A 19,251-nucleotide genomic window follows, 5' to 3' on the forward strand; every position below is an offset into this window, starting at 1 on the left:
GGTCAGTTACACTTGGCGCGCTTGCGATAGACCTGTTCAGCGGATTTGATGCGGTCGGCAGGCTGGGGAAACTCGCTGGCCAGCTTGTCCAGCGCCTGACAGGCGGAAGCCCTGTCATTGAGCGCCACAAGCGTTGCCGCCACGCCCAGCAGGGCACTGGGGGCACGCGCGCCATGGGGCGCACGGTTATAGGCATCATAATAGGCCAGCGCGGACTGCCGGTACTGCTTCTGCCCGGCCAGCGACTGGGCCAGCAGGTATTGCGCATCGACCTGCTTTGCACTCTTGGGACCAGACAGGACCTGCTGCGCATCCGCCTGCGCCGTCACGTAATCATGCTGCATCAGCGCATCGGTCCCCGCCTTCAGCAGATCGTCCGGCGTGCGTTTTGCCGCAGGCGTTTCCGTGGCCGCCGGTGCGGTAGCAGAAGCAGCCGGAGATGCGGAAGCCGCCGCCCCGCCAGCAGGGGCCGCGCCATGGCCATGCTGCATGGCGAAATTCATGTCATCGATCTGCTTGCTCAGCGCTGCATTCTGCTGCTGGACCTGATTGGTCAACTGGTCGATTTCACCGCGCATGTCGCGCGCTTCCTGTTCCAGCGTGTTGACGCGGTCAAGCAGTTGCAGGGTCAGGTTGCCGCTGTTGTCATCAGCGCGCGCGCCACCAAGGCAGGCCAGCGATACGCCACCCGCCAGCATACCCACCCTGCCCCACTGACGGGACCGGGCAGCGACTGAAAGGAAACATGACAACACAGACCGCATGGACCAAACCCTTTTGCAACACTACGCATGCATACCTAAAACAAAACCGGCCGGGCGATAAGCGCCCGACCGGTTTCATACTTATTCCATTACGTCATGGGACGCAGAGGCAGTGGATTACTGCACCGACGTGATGGCGTTACGGTTCTGGGCCCATGCCTGCTCGTCGTCACCAACGGCGGTCGGACGGTCCTTGCCGTAGGAGATCGTCGTCAGGCGCGAGCCATCGACGCCCTTGGCAACCAGATAGTCGTGGGCGGCATTGGCGCGACGCTCACCCAGGGCAATGTTGTATTCCTCGGTGCCGCGATCATCGCAGTTACCGGCAATCTGCACGTGCACCTGCGGATACTTCGCAAGCCACGCCGCCTGCTTGTCGAGGGTCGCCTTCGCGTCACTCGACAGGCCGCTCTGGTTGAGCGGGAACAGAACACGGTCACCAGCCGTCGCCACCAGATCAGCTTCGCTGCCCGGAGCCGGACCAACCTGCTGCGTGGCGGCACCCGTATTCACATTCTTGTTCGCGTGATCGGAACAGGCTGCCAGGAAGAGGGCCATACCAGCCGCGCCAAAAAGCTTCAGTTTCATTACTTTTGATCCTGGATCGGTTTCTTGCGTCGAAACCATTTGTTGAATTTCCGGATTTAAATATGGGACGGCCCCGAGTCTCGTTACGTCCTGTTAAACACAACTGTAAAAACAGAGACTCGCGATCGCTGGAAACCACCGCCAGCATACATTTGGCAAGAAGTTTCCGTCAATGTCAGGCAAACACATACCGGCCATTTGATATCCACGCAGGTTCCAGAATAGTGCCTGCCCAACATATTGTAATTATTACTTATTCAGCGGCGACCATGCCGGATCGGACGCGCTTCCCGCCGGCAGGGCGCGTTCATGGAAGCCGGTGATATCAATTGTGCTGATACCTGTTGCAAATCCGGCACCATTTGCCCCCCCCGAACTCTGCCGGCAGAAGGCCAGAACACGGCCATTGGGGCAGAAGGAGGCGCTTTCCACCGTGAAGCCTTCCGTCAGGATACGCTCCCCCGTTCCATCCGGCGCCATGACGCCAAGCGAGAAGCTGCCATCGGCAATGCGCGAGAAGGCGATCAGATCCCCGCGCGGGGACCAGACCGGCGCGCCGTAATGGCCGTGACCGTAGGAAATGCGCTTCGCATCCCCGCCCGAGGCGCTCATGATATAAAGCTGCGGCGAGCCGCCACGGTCGGAGTTGAACACGATCTGCGTGCCATCGGGGCTGAAGGACGGGCTGGTGTCGATCGCGCCGGAGGCCGTAAGCTGCCGCCGCGCCATGCTGGCCAGATCCACCACATACAGGTCGGACCCGGCTCCGCGCGTGACCGACAGGATGACGGATTGCCCATCGGGCGAGAAACGGGGTGCGAATGAAATACCCGAGAAGTCACCAAGCAGGCGCTGCTGGCCGGTACCAAGGTTGAACAGGTAAACGCGCGGCCTGTAATTGGCATAAGACAGGAAGGCGAGTTCATTATTGGCCGGGTTGAAACGCGGCATGAGCGTCAGCCACTGGCCATTGGTCAGGTAACGGCTGTCCGCCCCGTCCTGATCCATGATGGCGAGGCGGGTGGTCTGGTGCTGGCGTGGGCCGGAACGTGCGATATAGGCGATGCGGGAATTGAAGTATCCCTGCTCACCCAGCATGCGGCTGTAGATCACATCGGCAATGATATGCGCGATACGACGCCAGTCCTGTGACCCGGCGGTATAGGCCGTGCCCTGAAGCTGGTTGCCCGTCAGCACATCCCACAGGCGGAATTCCACACGCAGCGAACTGCCCTGATCCACGACCTTGCCCGTCATGGCCGCACGCGCGCCCAGTGACTTGTAGGTGGAAAAATCCGGCGTGCCCTGCGGCATGGTGGCGCTGATGGGACGGAACAGGCCGCTATTGCCCAGATCGGCGGAAATCACATCCGTAATCTGCTGGGCCACACCGCTGCCCAGCGAGGGCAGGACGATGGGGATGGGGGCGGTCCGGGCCTGATCCACCGTTATTTCCGCATCGCCTGCCTGCGCGCGCGCCGTGCCGGAGGCGAATAGTGGTGTCGCCACTAGTCCCCCCGCCACACCGGCCGCCATGAACCCACGTCGCCCGAATGCCGCCGCCAGCCGTGCTGCGTCATCATCAGGAATCAATGGCTTTACGCTTGACGTCATTTTCTTCTCCTCGCCTTCGTCCGCTTGAGATCAGGGACGGAATACGAATTTCAGTTGCCGGGTCTGGCCCAGCAGGTTCTGCGGAATGGGCAGCTTGGCACAGGTGGGGCTGAGCACCGCATCACGCGCGCGTTCCGCCAGCGCACGATATGAGGGGTCGGAGTCCATCTGGGCCTGCGTCTGCGGTGCGAATTCCACCAGTCGCGCCGTGCCGGTCCCATCCACGGTCACGACCAGATGCGCCACAAACTGGGCATAATTACGCGCGGCCGTATCTTCCGAATAACAGCGGCGCACGGAACTGCCGATCGCCTTCTGTTCGGCGGAACTCAGCGCACTGGTGATATCCCCGTCCGGCGTACCGCCGCCATCCGGCGCCCCGCCCTGCGCCGGGTTGGGGCGCGCCTTGGGCGGATGGGTCTGTTTCTGGTCCGCACGAAAGGAATCCAGCGTCGCGAGCAGGGAATGCGTGTCGGGCACGCTCTTCTTCGCTTCATTCGGCTGGGTTATGCGCGACGGCGGCTGCACCTTGGGCGGGGCATCGGGCTGCGGCTGGGCCGATGGGGGCACCGGTGCATGCGCGGGCGCGGGCGCTGCCTTGGGCGGTGGCGGCGGAAGCCGCACGGCATCGGGCGACGGCTGCTGTTCACGCGGGGGCGTGGGGGCATCCGGCACGGGTTTGGGTGCCTGCTGCGGTGGCGGCATGGGCGGTGGCGGCGGCGGCGGCGGGGCCGCTTCCTCATTGGGTGCTTTTTCCGGCGGGGTAGGCGCGGGCGGGGCTTCCTGCTTTACCGGCGCGGGGGCCGGTGCAGGTTTGGGGGCCGGCTTTTCACCCTTATGGGGCGCTGATGTGCCGCCATCGTTCGTGAATTCCATCTCGATCGTAGGCGGCGGGGGCGGCTCCCTGGGAACCGGCATGGGAAGCTTGAGCAGTATGCCCAGCAGCAGGGCGACATGCAGGCCCCCCGATACCAGAACGGAGCGACGCATGAGGATACGCTCGGAACGACGCGGTGGCACCACGATCAGACGGCTCCCGGTATCAGTTTGGGTTTGGTTCAGTTACCGCCGCCGGGCGGCTGCTGCGCAAGAAGGGCGACATGCGTGAATCCACCCGCCGTGATCTGACCCATGATCTGCATCACGCGGCCATAATCGATATGGGAATCACCCCGGACGAAAATGCGGTGTTCACGGTCATTCTGCGCCGCCGCCTTGAGCTGGTCGACCAGTTCGGCCTGCGACACCGGGTCATCGCCCAGATACAGATCGCCGTTGGAGCGGATCGAAACCGTGATGGGCTTGGTATCGGTATTGACCGGCGCCGCATCCGTCTTGGGCAGATCGACATTCACGCCACTGGTCATCATCGGCGCCGTCACCATGAAGATGATGAGCAGCACCAGCATGACGTCAACCAGCGGGGTGACGTTGATTTCGGCCATGAGCCGCCGCTTGCGCCGCCGCCCACGCAGATCGCCCAGGCTTGCCCCCATGGTCAGGCGCCCCTTTCTTCTGACTGGCGCGACAGGATGGCTGCGAACTCGGTGCCGAAGGCATCCAGCCGGTCCTCGAACACGCTCATGCTGTTGCTGATCACGTTATAGGCGATCACGGCGGGAATGGCCGTAACAAGGCCGATGGCCGTTGCGAACAGGGCTTCGGAAATACCCGGCGCCACGACCGACAGGTTGGTGTTGTGCATCGCCGCGATGGAGCCGAAGGCGTGCATGATACCCCACACCGTGCCGAACAGGCCGATGAACGGGGCCACCGGCCCGATGGTGGCAAGGAAAATGACCCAGCGGTTCAGCCGGTCCATTTCACGCGTGATGGTGATGGCCATGGCGCGATTGACGCGGTCCTGCACGCCGCCATGCACCAGATCGATGCCGGCGATACGGGATGAACGCCGCCATTCCCCCATCGCCGCACCGAATACGGCGGCCATAGGGTGGACCGGCTTGGCCCCGTCGGATTCGTACAGATCGTCCAGACTGCCGCCAGCCCAGAACCGCTCCTCGAAATCATTGCCCAGCCGGGTGACCCGGCGGATGGTCGTGAATTTGTCGAAAATGATTGCCCAGACAATCACACTGCACGTCACAAGCCCGACCATGACCAGCTTGACGACAATCGACGCGTGCATGAACAACGCCCACATCGACAGATCGCCCGCTGCGGCCCCGAGATTCGCCGCGTTAACCGCTTGGTCCAAATACGCCTCCTGCACACCTTGGCCGTTCGCTCAAACACGAAGATTGCCCATTTAGCAAGCCACGGCCAACCCGCTTTCCGCACAGCCCTGCGTCATGGTCAAGCCATGACACGAAAACAACGCAAAGCGTGCATGCCTTCGCGTTGTTCAGGCTACGAGTGCGCGCAGAAGATCACGCCATCGCGGCGGAAATCGGGCAGCACGCCCGTCACCGGCACGAATACAGGCCAGACGGACATCCAGCGTGCCGCAGTCGGCCCCGGCTTCATCCGCGCCAACCCGGTGGAAATCCTGCACCAGCCTGCAACTGGCGGCACCCAGTTCCGTCATGCGAGTCGTGACGCATACGATGTCATCCAGCCGTAACGGCGCGCGGTAATCCATCGCGGCATGGCGCACCACGAAGGCCAGACCATAATCGGCCAGCAGGTCGGATGCCGCCTGCCCCTGCGCGCGGATGGCCTCGGTCCGGGCGCGTTCGGCCAGTGCAAGATAGCGGGCGTGATAGACCACGCCGCCTGCATCCGTATCTTCGTAATAGATACGGAAATCAATTTTATGTTCCATCCGGTCCGTCTCCCATGCCCCCGTCCGCCAGCAGGTCGCCCTGCCCCGGCATACGCGCGGGTGGCTGCAACCCGAGATGGCGCCAGCCACGTTCACCCAGCATCCGGCCCCGGCTGGTCCGCAGCACGAGTCCCTCCTGAATCAGGTAGGGTTCGATCACATCTTCCAGCGTATCGCGGGCTTCGGCGAGAGCAGCGGCCAGCGTTTCCACGCCAACGGGGCCGCCATGATGAAATTCGGCAATGCGGCGCAGATAACGGCGGTCCATGCCGTCCAGCCCCATCGAGTCGACTTCCAGACGTGACAGCGCCGCATCGGCCAGTGCGCGGTCAACCGGCCCGCGCCCGGCCCGCGCCACGGCGGCAAAATCGCGCACGCGGCGCAGCAGGCGCCCGGCAATACGCGGCGTGCCACGGGAACGGCGGGCGATTTCCTCCGCCCCTTCCGGGGTCAGGTCGAATTCCAGCTTGCGCGCGCCGCGTGTCACGATCTGGCACAGTTCTTCGGGCGTGTAGAACACCAGACGCAGCGGAATGCCGAAACGGTCGCGCAGCGGGGTCGCCAGCAGTCCCGCCCGCGTGGTGGCGGCGACCAGCGTGAAGGGAGACAGGTCGATCCGCACCGAACGCGCCGCGGGCCCCTCCCCGATAATCAGGTCAAGCTGGAAGTCCTCCATCGCGGGGTACAGGACTTCCTCGATGGCGGGGTGCAGGCGATGGATTTCATCAATGAACAGCACGTCGCGGGGCTGAAGATTGGTCAGGATCGCGGCCAGATCGCCCGCGCGCTGGATGACCGGCCCGGAAGTCGCGCGAAAGCCCACCCCCAGTTCCCGCGCCACGATCTGCGCCAGCGTGGTCTTGCCCAGCCCCGGCGGGCCATGCAGCAGCACATGGTCCAGCGCATCACCGCGCTGCCGGGCGGCGGCGATGAAAATGGCAAGATTTTCCCGGCTGGCCTTCTGCCCGGTAAAATCATCGAGCGTCTGGGGCCGCAGGGAGCTTTCGTTGCCGTCTTCCTCCCCCCGGCGGGCATCGATCTCACGCTCGGGATGGCTGCTCATCGGGCCAGTTCCTTCAGGGCATCACGGATCACGATATCCAGATCGGCCTTGCCGTCCAGCCGGTCGATCACCCGTTCCACGACCGGCTGGGCCTCCGCACGGCGAAAGCCGAGACCGGACAGCGCCAGCAGCGCATCCGCCGCAATCCCCCGCGCGGCAGGAACGGCGATGGTCGCGGCCGAAACCACTGTCCCCGCGGGCAGGCCGGTTGGCATGCCTTCGCACTTGTCACGCAGTTCGGTCACGATACGTTGCGCCAGCCGGGCACCGACCCCGCCCGCACGGGTCAGCATGGTCTTGTCGCCCGTGGCGATGGCGCCCATCAGTTCCGGCGGCGGCAGGACGGACAGGATGGCCAGCGCCACCTTCGCCCCCACGCCCTGCACGGTCGTCAGCAGGCGGAACCATGCGCGTTCCGATGCCTCGGCAAAGCCGTACAGCAGGATCGCGTCCTCGCGCACCACGGTTTCCACCAGCACGCAGGCCAGTTCCGGGGGCTGGGGCAAGGTAGCCAGCGTGCGGCTGGACGCCTGCACCAGATAGCCCACGCCACTGACGTCAATCACGCAGCGATCCGCTTCCACCTGCGCCAGCAGGCCACGCAACTGCGCGATCATGCCATCCTCGTGGCGCGGGCGATGTGGGCAGCACTGGTGCGGTGATGGGCATGGCAGATGGCCACGGCCAGCGCATCGGCAGCATCCGCGCGCTTCAGCAGGGCGGTTGGGAGGATACGGCGGACCATCATGCTGACCTGTTCCTTCGTTGCCGCACCGGTTCCCACCACCGCGCGCTTGACCGTTTTCGCCCCGTATTCGGATACGGGAATATCCAGCAGCATCGGCACCAGCAGCCCTACGCCACGGGCATAACCCAGCTTAAGCGTCGCGGCCCCGTTGCGATTGACGTAGGTTTCTTCCACCGCTGCTTCATCGGGGGCAAAGTTGCGCGCCAGTTCCAGCAGCGCGTCATGAAGCTGGCGCAACCGTTCCGGCACGCTATGCGCCGATTCGGTGGCGATCACCCCATCGGCGACATGGGTCAGCCGGTTATCCTGCGCATTGACCACGCCCCAGCCTGTAAACCGCAGGCCGGGGTCAATGCCAAGAATGCGGACCACGGGCCGGTTCAGGCCGACAGCTTTTCGGCCACGTCGTCCGGCACGTCGAAATTGGCGTACACCGCCTGCACGTCATCATGGTCTTCCAGCGTGTCAATCAGCTTGAACACGCTGCGGGCCTTGTCTTCATCCAGTTCGACCGTGTTGGACGGACGCCAGTCCAGCTTGGCCGAAGCCGGTTCGCCAAAGCGGGTTTCCAGCGCGTCACGCACGGCGAAGAAGGATTCGACCGGACAGGTCACTTCGTGCATGCCGTCCACGGTCTCGACATTTTCCGCACCAGCTTCAAGACCGGCTTCGATCAGGTCGTCCTCGCTGGCCGCATCAAGCGGATAGGTGATGACGCCAAGCCGGGTGAACATGAAGGAAACCGAATTCGTCTCCCCCAGCGAGCCGCCATGCTTGGAAAAGGCCGCGCGCACGTCGGATGCAGTGCGGTTGCGGTTATCGGTCAGCCCTTCCACGATCACGGCGACACCGGCGGGGCCGTACCCTTCGTAACGGACTTCCGCGTAGTCATCGCCACCGCCAGCACCCGATGCTTTCTTGATCGCGCGCTCCACCGTATCCTTGGGCATGTTGACTTCACGCGCGGCGGAAATGGCGGCGCGCAGGCGCGGATTCATGGCCGGGTCAGGCATGCCTTCGCGCGTGGCCACGGTGATTTCACGAATGACCTTGGCAAACTGCTTGGCCCGCTTGGCATCCTGCGCGCCCTTGCGGTGCATGATGTTCTTGAATTGGGAATGACCCGCCATCGTTCGTCTCTGATCCTGTCTTTCGTCTTGTATTCGTGCCTGCCTGCCGGGGGGCTGGTCAGACCAGCCGCCCGTGGCAGTGCTTGTATTTCCTGCCCGACCCGCAGGGGCATGACGCATTGCGTGAAACCTCGCCCCAGCTTGACGGGTCATCAGGCATGACCGCAGCCCCGCCGATCGGCGTCGCCATGGACGGATCGGGCTGGCGGCCCGTGGCATCGGGCATGAGACCCGGTCCCGGTTCGTTTTCCAGCCCCGGCACTTCGGGATCGGAATGGATTTCAGCCACACCCGCGAACGGATTGTCGATGGGCGGGGGCGCCATTTCCACCCGCGCCATGGTCGAGGTCACGCGCACGCGCAGGTGTTCGAGCATGGCATGAAACAGTTCGAATGCCTCATGCTTGAACTCGTTCAGCGGGTCTTTCTGACCATAGGCCCGCAGCCCGATGCCCTGCCGAAGCTGATCCAGCGCCAGCAGATGTTCCTTCCACACCGCATCGAATGTTGTCAGCAGAACCTGCTTTTCAACATAGCGCATGACGGACGGGCCGAAATTGGCCGCGCGGCTGGCCTGCGCCTGCGCCGTGGCCTGTTCGATCCGCTCGGTTACGACCGTGCTGTCCACGCCGTCTTCCTCCGCCCACTGCGCAATCGGCAGGGACAGGTTCAGCGTGGTCTGTATGTCCTGTGTCAGTTCCTCTTTCAGCCACTGTTCGGGGAACGACTTTTCGGGGATGCGGCGGGCGACCAGATCGTGGACCACGTCTTCGCGCATTTCGGTGATGATGGCGGAAACATCCTCCGCCGCCATGTATTCCCGGCGCTGGGCATACACTTCCTTGCGCTGGTCATTCATCACGTCATCATATTTGAGCGTGTTCTTGCGCATGTCGAAATTGCGGGCCTCGACCTTCTTCTGCGCGCGCTCAAGGGCCTTGTTGATCCAGGGATGGACGATGGCCTCCCCTTCCTTCAGGCCCAGCTTCTGCAGCATGTTGCCCATGCGGTCCGTGCCGAAGATGCGCATGAGATCATCTTCAAGCGAGATGAAAAAGCGCGAATTGCCCGGATCGCCCTGACGGCCCGCACGACCACGGAGCTGGTTGTCGATCCGGCGGCTTTCATGCCGTTCCGTGCCGATGACATACAGTCCGCCCGCAGCCTTTACCGTGGCATGGTCGCGGGTCACCTTCGCGCGCAGTTCCTGCTCGCGCATGGCGCGTTCTTCGGGGTCTTCGATACCGCCAAGCTGCTGGCTGATCAGCATGTCCACATTGCCGCCCAGCTTGATGTCCGTCCCGCGCCCGGCCATGTTGGTGGCGATGGTGATCGCGCCCGGCGCACCGGCCTGCGCCACGATCTCGGCTTCCAGTTCATGGAAGCGGGCGTTGAGCACGTTATGCTCGATCCCGTTCTGGCGCAGCAGGGAGGAGAGGTATTCACTCTTCTCGATGGAGGTGGTGCCAACCAGCACCGGCTGCCCCGATGTGCTGCTGATTTCCTTGATGAGGTTGCTGACCGCCTCGTATTTTTCCCGCGCGGTCAGGTAGACCTCATCATCGTCGTCCTTTCGGGCGACGGGCAGGTTGGTCGGGATCTCGATCACTTCGAGCTTGTAGATATCAGCGAATTCGTCCGCTTCCGTCATGGCGGTGCCAGTCATGCCGGACAGGCGCGGATACATGCGGAAATAGTTCTGGAACGTGATGGAGGCCAGCGTCTGGTTTTCCTGCTGGACCTCCACATGTTCCTTGGCTTCCAGCGCCTGATGCAGGCCGTCCGAATACCGTCGGCCATCCATCATGCGGCCGGTGAATTCATCAATGATGACCACCTTGCCACCGCGCACGATATAATCGACATCGCGGGTGAACAGCGTGTGGGCACGCAGGGACTGCTGGACATGATGGATCACCGCCACGTTGTGACTGTCGTACAGGCCGCCCTCCTGCAGGACGCCCGCCTGCCGCAGCAGGTCCTCCACCTGTTCCGCACCTTTTTCCGTCAGGATGACGGAGCGGAATTTCTCGTCCTTCTCATAGGCTTCGGGGTCGGCCACCAGGGCCACCATGACCTCGTCCACCGCACGGTACAGGTCGGAACTGTCCTCCGCCGGGCCGGAGATGATGAGCGGGGTGCGCGCCTCGTCGATCAGGATCGAGTCGACCTCATCCACGATGGCATGGTGGAAGGGGCGCTGGACCATGTCCTCCACGCGATACTTCATGTTGTCGCGCAGGTAATCGAAACCGAATTCGTTGTTCGTGCCGTAGGTGATGTCGGCGCGATAGGCGGCGCGGCGCTCCTCCTCGGCTATGTTGGGCACGACCACGCCGGTGGTCAGCCCGAGGAAGGAGTACAGCGTGCCCATCTGTTCGGCGTCACGGCTGGCCAGATAGTCGTTTACCGTCACCACATGCACGCCACGTCCGGCCAGCGCGCTGAGATAGACCGCAAGTGTAGCGACCAGCGTCTTGCCTTCACCCGTGCGCATTTCCGCAATCTTGCCATCATGCAGCACCATGCCGCCGATAAGCTGCACATCGAAATGGCGCATGCCCAGCACGCGTCGGGAGGCTTCACGACAGACGGCAAAGGCTTCAGGCAGGAGGGCGTCCAGCGTTTCGCCCTTCGCGATCCGGTCACGGAATTCCTGTGTCTTCGCGGTCAGGGCCGCGTCGTCCAGCGCCTGGATCTGCGGTTCCAGCGCATTGATCGCGGGCACGCGCCGCTGATATGATTTCAGCGCCCGGTCATTGGCGGTTCCGAACAGAGCGCGGGCAATACTGGCGAACATGAAGACCTTCCCGGAATGACATTCCCGCGCACCCGCCACAAAACCGGCAGGGCGGGGACAGGCGTGGCGGATAAAATTCTCGCGCGGAGACATGAGATAGGACCCACACCGCAACTGGTCAACCGATGGACCACAGCGATGCGGGTGGAATGGCGAAAAACAGCCATCGGGCATCCGGCCCTTGCAGGCCGGGCCGCCCTTCGTCATGATGCCTGCCGAACGCGTTCATAACTAGGGTTTTTTGCACATGCGGACGACCGGTCCGGCAAAGGCTGTCGCAACGATGGCCCTGCTTGCTTCCTCCTTCATCATTCCTCCTGCATTCGCGGCCTCCCCCGCTCCCGCGGCAGCCAAGCCGGCCACAACCGGCACGGCGGACCAGAATCCGGTCCTCGCCAGCGTGAACGGACAGGACATCCGCCTTACCGACGTGCGTCAGGCCATGGCCTCGATGCCCGAGCAGCTTCGCAAGCTGCCCGATAACATCATCGTGCCGATCCTGCTCAACCAGCTTGTCGACCAGCGCGCCATCCAGATCGCCGCGACCAAGTCCGGCCTGGACAAGCAGCCTGACGTGCGCCAGCAGATGGAAACCGCATCGCAGAACGCGCTGCAGAACGCCTATCTGTCCGCACAGGTCACACCGGCGCTGACGGATGACGCCATCAAGGCGTATTACGACCAGAATTACGCCAACAAGCCGGGCGCGGAAGAAATCCACGCCCGTCACATCCTGGTCCAGACCGAAGCCGAAGCCAACGACATCATCAAGCAGCTCAAGGGCGGGGCCGATTTCACCCAGCTTGCGACCAAGCTGTCGAAAGATCCCGGCTCGGCCAAGTCGAATGGCGGCGATCTGGGCTGGTTCAAGAAGGGTGACATGCTGCCCACGTTCTGGGACGCGGCATCGGCCATGCAGCCCAACAGCTTCAGCCAGACCCCGGTTCACACCCAGTACGGCTGGCACGTGATCCAGGTACTGGGCAAGCGCACGGCAGCCACCCCCACGCTTGAAGCGACACGCGACCAGATCCGCCAGAAGCTGATCCAGGACGGCGTGCAGAAAGCCGTGAGCAACGCACTGGCGCAGGTCAAGGTCGTCCGCTTCGGACCCGATGGCAAGCCGCTGCCGGAAACGCAGCCCACGCACTGAACGGTCTGCCGCCGGGGTGGGGATGCGCAGGCATCTCCACCCACGGCCTTTCCCCTGTTTCCCATCTTCCGCTGTCATTCCAGGATCGTGACTGACCATGGCCAACGCCCTGCCCGTGTCCCCCCTCGCCCGGCCACTGCCTGAACTGCCCCCACTGGCGGGTGTACGTTTTGGCGCAACCGAGGCCGGCATCCGCTACAAGGGACGCACCGATCTGGTCATGGCGGAATTTGCGCCGGGTACGACGGTGGCCGGTGTCTATACCCGCAGCAAGTGCCCCGGCGCCCCGGTGGACTGGTGCCGCGCCGCGATGGCCGATGGCCGCGCCCGCGCGCTGGTGGTCAATGCGGGGAATGCGAACGTCTTTACGGGCCGTGCCGGTTTCGAGGCGACGCAGGCCAACGCGGCCGATGCCGCCCGGCTGGTGAACTGTGCCGCAAGCGAGGTCTTCCTTGCGTCCACCGGCGTCATCGGCGAGATCCTGCCCTACCAGAAGATTTCGGCGGCACTGCCGGGCCTGCACGCCACCCTGTCCGAAAATGGATGGGCGGATGCCGCGCGTGGCATCATGACCACGGACACATTCCCCAAGGCCGCGACCCGCACGGCGCGCATCGGGTCCACCACCGTACGCATTCAGGGCATCGCCAAGGGCAGTGGCATGGTGGCGCCGGACATGGCGACCATGCTGTCTTTCGTCGCCACCGATGCGAAGCTGCCCGCGGGCGTGATCCAGTCCCTGCTTACGGACGGGGTCAACCGCAGTTTCAACTGCATTACCGTGGATTCCGATACCTCCACTTCCGACATGGTCCTGCTGTTCGCCACCGGACAGGCGGACAATGCGGAAATCACGCAGGCGGATGCGCCTGAACTGGCCGATTTCCGCGCGGCCCTCGATTCCCTTCTGCTTGACCTGGCACTGCTGGTCATCCGCGACGGGGAAGGCGTGACGAAGATGATGCACATCACCGTCACGGGTGCGACTTCCAATGAATCGGCCCACCGGGTTGCGATGGCCGTTGCCAATTCCCCGCTAGTCAAGACCGCCGTCGCCGGTGAGGACGCGAACTGGGGCCGCGTTGTCATGGCGGTGGGCAAGTGCGGTGAACCTGCAAACCGCGATACGCTGAGCGTGGGCATTGGCGGCACATGGATCGCGCAGAACGGCACGGTCGTGCCGGATTATGATGAAACCCCGGTCGTCGCCCACATGAAAGGGCAGGAAATCGAAATCACGATCGATCTGGGGCTGGCCAACGGCACGGCGCAGGCGTGGGGTTGTGACCTGACACACGGTTACATCGACATCAACGGTTCCTACCGCAGCTAGCCTGCAGCGTGCGCCGGTCGGGCGCGCGCTTATTTTCCTGTTCCGTTCCGCGCGCCGCGATGGCATTGCTGTTGAGGTAATTCCATTGCAGCCAGACAGGAACGCCCCTGCATGATGTACCAGTTTGCCCGCCCTGATCCCCACCCACAGGATGTCTGGACCTATGGCGGGTTCTGGATCCGGGTCGTCGCCTATGTGATCGATTCCATCGTGGTATGGGCGATTCTGGCCCTGCTGGGGCTGCTGCTGGTTCCCCCCAGCCTGTCCTTTTCCATATTCGACCCGCAGCCGATTGGCGGCAGCGGGGGGGATTACCGCATTTCCTATATCCAGCACGCGGACTACACCATCCTGTCCACCACGCCGCACATGCACTGGAACGGCAACGGGATGTTCGAGCTGATTTCCCTGCTCCTGCCCGCCGCCTATTTCATTGTGTGCGAGGCATCGACCCTGCAGGCCACGCCGGGCAAGATGGTATGCCGCCTGCGGGTGACTGACCTGCATGGCAACCGCATCACGCTGCTGCGTTCCGCCGGGCGTTATTTTGGCAAATACCTGTCGGCGCTGATCCTTGGGATCGGCTTTCTCATGGTCATGTGGACGCAGCGCAAGCAGGGTCTGCATGACATTCTGGCCGGTACCTGCGTCATCCGCCGCGAAGCCCGCGCCCCTGCGCCGCCACCCCCGCTATGGGGCTGAAACGGGGAAAAGGCACGACGGCATGCAACCTTGGTGCCCGTGGCAATCTTTTATTACTCTGATATCGGATTCTTTTACGGCAACCTGATGCCCGGTCGCGTGCCCCGACACACGCGGCAGCATGGTCGTTACGGTGGGGCGAGTGTCGCCCTGTTGTCGGGTTTCCTATTTTCCTGGAGGTGAACAATCGGCATGCCGGCCCAATTTGCGACTAAAGCCCATCCCGTGCCACGCCGCGCCATACGGGGCGGCATCCTGACAGTCCTCGCTCTTCTCATGCTGGTGTTCACGCCCTGGTTGTCGCAAGGCAGGGCGGCGGACCCGCAGGCAGCCCCGGCCACCGCCAGCACGCAGGGCATCAACGCCCAGCAGGCGCAGCAGGTTCTGTCGGTCATGAATGACCCGCAAAAGCGCGAGGAGTTCACCCGCACGCTGGAAGCGATCGCCAAGGGCCTGCCCGCACCGGCACCGACACCCGCGCCAGCCAAGGCCGCACCGGCACCCGCCGCCAGTTCCGATGTGTCGCTCGAACCCGACAGCATCAGTTCCCAGACCATGAATGAACTGACCCACATACGCGACATCGCGTTGCAGCAGGGCCAGAACTTCATGGCGCTGTTCAAGGATCTGGCCTTTGTGGGCCGCTGGGTCCATTCGATCCTGTCCAATGCGGATTCCCGGCAGATCCTGCTGGATGCGCTGACCCGGGCGGGCATCATTTTCGTGCTGGCCCTTCTGGCCGAACGCGGGCTGTCCATCGCGACCCGCAAGCCACTGGCCGCCGTAACCGCCCGCGCGGTCGCGACCGAAGCGAACCTGAACCGCCGCCTGACGACGGAAGACCAGCAGGAAAACAGCCAGCCCGTCTCCCCCGCCGCAACCGGCGCGGACGCGAAGGCGGAACAGGAAACCGAACAGACCCGCAAGCAGGACGACCGCAAGCAGCATGAAACGCTGCGCGTCATCACGCGCATTCCCTATTCGCTGCTGCACTTCCTGATCAAACTGCTGCCCGTCGCACTGTTCTTCGGGGTGGGTTACGCCGGTTCGGCGCTGCTGACATCCACCCATCAGGCCGCAATGGTCACCATCACGCTGACGAACGCCTACGCCATCGCGCGCGTGATCTACCTGCTGCTGGAAACGGTGTTTGTTCCCCATTCCCCCACCATCCGCCTGTGCAGCGCGTCGGACGCCACGGCACGCATGGTCACGCGGTGGTGGAACTTCCTTGTCGCAGCGCCCTCCATCGTGGTCTGCCTGTCCACGCTGGGCACGGTGTTCGCCATGCCCGCGCGTGGCACGGAAGCCATCATCCGCGCGGTCGTGCTGATCGAGCATATCCTTATCGCGATCTTCATCTGGCGCATCCGCTACCATGTGGGGGCGGCGCTGCAGCCTTCCTCACGACTTCAGGAAAAGCCGTTCTGGCTGTTCGTGGGCCGGATGGTCCGCTTCTGGTGGATCCCCGCCATGTTCTTTGACCTGGCCCTGTGGCTGGTCTGGGCCACGCAGATCCGCGGTGGCTATACATGGATACTGCGCACCCTTTCGCTGACCATCATTGTCATCCTTGCCGCCCGCCTGCTGTCGGTTCTGGCGTTCAGCCTGCAGAACAGGATTTTCCATGTGCCCGAGGCCACGGAAAAACGTTATCCGGGCCTGCAGGCACGGGTGGACTATTATTACCCGATCGCGCGCCGCAGCCTGTCCATCATGCTGATATTCGTGACCGTGGTGCTGCTGCTGCAGTCCTGGGGCCTGCCGGCCATCGGCTTCTTCCTGCATGGCACGCTCGGCCCGCGGATCGTGGGCGCGATGCTGACGATCATGATCGCCTACACCATCGCCATCGTGGTGTGGGAAGTCGTCAACGCGATGCTGCAGAACCAGATCACCCGCTTCGAGACATCGGAACAGGCATCGCGCGCCACACGGCTGCGCACGGTTCTGCCCATCATCCGAACGGTGCTGCTGACCTTCATCATCATCATCGTGACGGTGACCACCCTGTCGCAGATCGGCATCAACGTGACCCCGCTGCTGACGGGTGCTGGCATCATGGGTGCGGCCATCGCCTTCGGTTCGCAGAGCCTGGTCAAGGACTTCATCACCGGCTTCTTCATGCTGGTGGAAAACGCGATGCAGGTGGGCGACTGGGTTACCGCGGGTAGCGTTTCGGGCACGGTGGAACATCTGTCCATCCGCACCCTGCGCCTGCGCGCGGTGAACGGGGACCTGCATATCATTCCGTTCTCCTCCGTCACGTCGATCGCCAATACATCGCGCGATTACAACCTTGTGGTGGTCAGCTTCATGCTTGACCTGTCGGAAAACCCGCACCGCGTCAGCGCGATCCTGCAGGATGAACTGGCGAAACTGCGCAAGGACCCGGTATATGGGCCGCTCATCAAGTCGGATTTCGCATTCCTGGGTCTGGAGCAGGCGGACGGCAACGGGGCCAAGTTCCTCGGTTCCATCCGCACGGCGGCAGGCGCGAAATGGAAGGTCTACCGTGAATATTACAGCCGTCTGGGAGCGCGGATGGTCAAGGAAAAGGTTGCCTTCCCGATCCCGACTTCCGTCAACCTGCTGGCGAACAGCCCTGCTGGCGCGCTGCGCATGAACATGGAAGAAAACCCGGAAATGATTGCGCGGGCATCACAGGCCATCGCAGCCCCGGCCAGGCCCGAACAGGCCGACGCCCCGGCTGCCGATGGATCGCATAAGGAAGGCGGCAGTGACGCCAGCAGAGCGGAAGGAAAAGATTCCACCCATGGCTGATGGCACGACTTCCCTGCTGACGCGGCTGGAATCCCCCCTGCGCATGGACGGCTACGCCTTCGTCCCGGCAGGGGAGATGCTGCCCCTGCTGGAACATTATGGCCTGCGGGACTGGGACAGCTTCGCCAGTAGCTGGAACCGGCTGGGACTGGACCGCTACATGGCCGACGGCGGTCGCTACCGCCGCCGTCGCCATGCCACGTTTGCCATCAGCGATGGTGGCATCCAGCGCAAGAAACACCAGCCCCATTACCAGAGCCGCGATTACAACGAACTCAATGGTGGCATCGAACGCTGGTTCCGCGCGGTGGAACCGGAAACGGGCGCGCATCCGGCCCTTCTCGCCATCCTGCAGCTCATGCACCGGATCGTGACCGACCTGAGCGATCCGGCCAGTCTGCCCGATATCTGGCACACCGAAATCCACCAGTTCCGCATCGAGGCATCGGATGACAGTCCGGGCCAGCCCACCCCCGAAGGGCTGCACCGCGATGGTGTGGACTGGGTGATGGTGGTCATGATCCGGCGCGAAAACGTCATGAGCGGCGAAACGACGATCCATGACCTGCAACGCACCATGGTTGGCGGCTTCATGCTCGACCAGCCGTTCGATACGGCCATTGTCAACGACAACCGCGTCTATCACGGGGTCACCGCCGTACGGCCGCTGGACCCGTCGCGCCCGGCCTATCGTGATGTACTGGTCGTGACGTTCCGCCATCAATGACGCCTGCTCCACCGGGGCGGGGCAGCCGGTGGCGACAGTTCTGCCTGCTCGCCCTCATCACCATCATGATGGCGGGCGGCGGACTTTACCTGTTCATCGTAACCGTTGACCCGTGGGATGCCCTGCCCCTTTCGCCCCGGTTCGCGCGCGTGCCCGTTACATCCAATGCGCGCTACACCATGCCCGCGCTGGCGCGTAACCCCCGGTTCGATTCCGTGGTCATCGGCACATCGACCAGCCGCCTCATGCAGCCTGCCCTGCTGGACCGGGCATTCGACGCCCGTTTCCTCAACATGGCCATGAACAGCGCCAGCCCGTGGGAACAGGCCCGGGAACTGGACATGTTCCTGCGCCATCATCCCCGGCCGCGCATCGTCATGATCGGGATTGATGCGGCATGGTGTCATGAACGCCCCGGCAGCCTGACATCTCCCAACCGCCCGTGGCCGGAATGGATGTACGGCCATCCGGCATGGACGGGCTACCTGCATATGGCCAGTCTCTACGCCCTGCAGGAAGCCGCGAACCAGTTCCTGTGGCTGGCCGGGCTGAAAGCGCAGCGTTTCGGGACCGATGGCTATACCAGCTTCGTCCCGCCCGACGATCATTACGACCCGGCCCGTGTGCAGGCCGTCTTCGCGCGCTGGGCACCGCCCGACAACACGCCCGCCCCGCCCGGCATGGCCGATACCCCCCCGGCCACCATGGGTCTTCTGGCGGAAATGCTCGAACGCATGCCAGCTTCCACCCTCAAGATCCTGTGGTTTCCGCCCGCATCATCCATGCTGCACGGAACGGCTGGCAGTATTGCGGCAGCCCGGCTGCAGGCATGCAGGCTGGGGGTGGGCCGCCTTGCGGCACGGACGCCGGACACGGTGGCGCTGGATTTCAACCACGACAGCACACTTACGGAAAACCGCGATAATTTCTGGGACCCGCTGCATTACCGCATTCCCGTGGCGCAACGCCTCATGACCGACATCGCCGCCACCATCCGCACCGGCCGGGCGGATGATGCCATCATGGACAGGCTGCCCGCCGATGCCCCGCGCTAGACCAT

The 19,251-nt window shown here is 63.5% G+C and carries 18 protein-coding genes; 6 read left to right on the plus strand and 12 right to left on the minus strand.

What is annotated here, in order from left to right; genetic code table 11:
* Nucleotides 1-2 precede the first annotated feature (2 nt).
* From ACBR42_RS06305 to secA, 12 genes are all read right to left on the minus strand, one after another.
* Nucleotides 3-764, minus strand: a complete 762-nt coding sequence (locus ACBR42_RS06305; RefSeq protein ID WP_102325499.1) for a hypothetical protein — start codon at nt 762-764, stop codon at nt 3-5.
* Nucleotides 765-881: 117 nt separating this feature from the next.
* The gene (gene pal / locus ACBR42_RS06310; RefSeq protein WP_102325498.1) at nt 882-1,352 is read right to left on the minus strand and encodes a peptidoglycan-associated lipoprotein Pal; all 471 of its coding nucleotides are present in this window, start codon (nt 1,350-1,352) and stop codon (nt 882-884) included.
* 249 nt (nt 1,353-1,601) lie between these two features.
* Complete coding sequence (gene tolB, locus ACBR42_RS06315) at nt 1,602-2,966, minus strand: Tol-Pal system beta propeller repeat protein TolB (RefSeq protein WP_371207512.1); 1,365 nt, start codon at nt 2,964-2,966, stop codon at nt 1,602-1,604.
* Nucleotides 2,967-2,996: 30 nt separating this feature from the next.
* The gene (locus ACBR42_RS06320; protein WP_371207513.1) at nt 2,997-3,989 is read right to left on the minus strand and encodes an energy transducer TonB; all 993 of its coding nucleotides are present in this window, start codon (nt 3,987-3,989) and stop codon (nt 2,997-2,999) included.
* A 35-nt stretch (nt 3,990-4,024) separates the two neighbouring features.
* Entirely contained in the window at nt 4,025-4,462 is a 438-nt protein-coding gene (tolR, locus tag ACBR42_RS06325) for a protein TolR (RefSeq protein WP_102325495.1), read from the minus strand.
* A 2-nt stretch (nt 4,463-4,464) separates the two neighbouring features.
* Nucleotides 4,465-5,130: a protein TolQ gene (gene tolQ, locus ACBR42_RS06330; protein ID WP_102325675.1), complete on the minus strand. Its 666-nt coding sequence runs from the start codon at nt 5,128-5,130 to the stop codon at nt 4,465-4,467.
* Between the two features lie 201 nt (nt 5,131-5,331).
* Nucleotides 5,332-5,751: a YbgC/FadM family acyl-CoA thioesterase gene (locus ACBR42_RS06335; protein WP_102325494.1), complete on the minus strand. Its 420-nt coding sequence runs from the start codon at nt 5,749-5,751 to the stop codon at nt 5,332-5,334.
* Nucleotides 5,741-6,814: a Holliday junction branch migration DNA helicase RuvB gene (ruvB, locus tag ACBR42_RS06340; protein WP_102325493.1), complete on the minus strand. Its 1,074-nt coding sequence runs from the start codon at nt 6,812-6,814 to the stop codon at nt 5,741-5,743. The genes ACBR42_RS06335 and ruvB overlap by 11 nt, the downstream gene beginning before the upstream one ends.
* Complete coding sequence (gene ruvA, locus ACBR42_RS06345; RefSeq protein WP_102325492.1) at nt 6,811-7,431, minus strand: Holliday junction branch migration protein RuvA; 621 nt, start codon at nt 7,429-7,431, stop codon at nt 6,811-6,813. The genes ruvB and ruvA overlap by 4 nt, the downstream gene beginning before the upstream one ends.
* Nucleotides 7,428-7,934: a crossover junction endodeoxyribonuclease RuvC gene (gene ruvC / locus ACBR42_RS06350; protein WP_102325491.1), complete on the minus strand. Its 507-nt coding sequence runs from the start codon at nt 7,932-7,934 to the stop codon at nt 7,428-7,430. The genes ruvA and ruvC overlap by 4 nt, the downstream gene beginning before the upstream one ends.
* Nucleotides 7,935-7,942: 8 nt before the next feature.
* Nucleotides 7,943-8,692, minus strand: a complete 750-nt coding sequence (locus ACBR42_RS06355; protein WP_102325490.1) for a YebC/PmpR family DNA-binding transcriptional regulator — start codon at nt 8,690-8,692, stop codon at nt 7,943-7,945.
* 58 nt (nt 8,693-8,750) lie between these two features.
* Nucleotides 8,751-11,492 (minus strand): preprotein translocase subunit SecA, encoded by a 2,742-nt coding sequence (gene secA, locus ACBR42_RS06360; protein WP_110547079.1) that lies wholly within the window; start codon nt 11,490-11,492, stop codon nt 8,751-8,753.
* Between the two features lie 247 nt (nt 11,493-11,739).
* On the opposite strand from secA, the gene ACBR42_RS06365 reads away from it, so the two are divergent.
* The 6 genes from ACBR42_RS06365 to ACBR42_RS06390 all read left to right on the plus strand — a co-directional run bounded on the left by ACBR42_RS06365 (nt 11,740) and on the right by ACBR42_RS06390 (nt 19,246).
* Nucleotides 11,740-12,645 (plus strand): peptidylprolyl isomerase, encoded by a 906-nt coding sequence (locus tag ACBR42_RS06365; protein ID WP_254057996.1) that lies wholly within the window; start codon nt 11,740-11,742, stop codon nt 12,643-12,645.
* A 97-nt stretch (nt 12,646-12,742) separates the two neighbouring features.
* Nucleotides 12,743-13,978, plus strand: coding sequence for a bifunctional glutamate N-acetyltransferase/amino-acid acetyltransferase ArgJ (gene argJ, locus ACBR42_RS06370; RefSeq protein WP_371207514.1), 1,236 nt, complete (start codon nt 12,743-12,745; stop codon nt 13,976-13,978).
* Nucleotides 13,979-14,089: 111 nt separating this feature from the next.
* Nucleotides 14,090-14,680 carry an RDD family protein gene (locus ACBR42_RS06375; RefSeq protein ID WP_118962773.1) on the plus strand — a complete coding sequence of 197 codons (591 nt, stop codon included), beginning with the start codon at nt 14,090-14,092 and terminating at the stop codon, nt 14,678-14,680.
* Nucleotides 14,681-14,872: 192 nt separating this feature from the next.
* Nucleotides 14,873-17,464 (plus strand): mechanosensitive ion channel domain-containing protein, encoded by a 2,592-nt coding sequence (locus ACBR42_RS06380; RefSeq protein WP_371207515.1) that lies wholly within the window; start codon nt 14,873-14,875, stop codon nt 17,462-17,464.
* On the plus strand, nt 17,457-18,191 hold the full coding sequence (locus ACBR42_RS06385; RefSeq protein ID WP_102325485.1) for a 2OG-Fe dioxygenase family protein: 735 nt from the start codon (nt 17,457-17,459) through the stop codon (nt 18,189-18,191). The genes ACBR42_RS06380 and ACBR42_RS06385 overlap by 8 nt, the downstream gene beginning before the upstream one ends.
* Nucleotides 18,188-19,246: a hypothetical protein gene (locus ACBR42_RS06390; RefSeq protein WP_371207516.1), complete on the plus strand. Its 1,059-nt coding sequence runs from the start codon at nt 18,188-18,190 to the stop codon at nt 19,244-19,246. Before ACBR42_RS06385 ends, ACBR42_RS06390 begins: the two co-directional genes overlap by 4 nt.
* The last annotated feature ends 5 nt before the right edge of the window (nt 19,247-19,251 follow it).

It is taken from the genome of Komagataeibacter sp. SM21, from assembly GCF_041402665.1.
Taxonomy (GTDB): Bacteria; Pseudomonadota; Alphaproteobacteria; order Acetobacterales; family Acetobacteraceae; genus Komagataeibacter; species Komagataeibacter saccharivorans.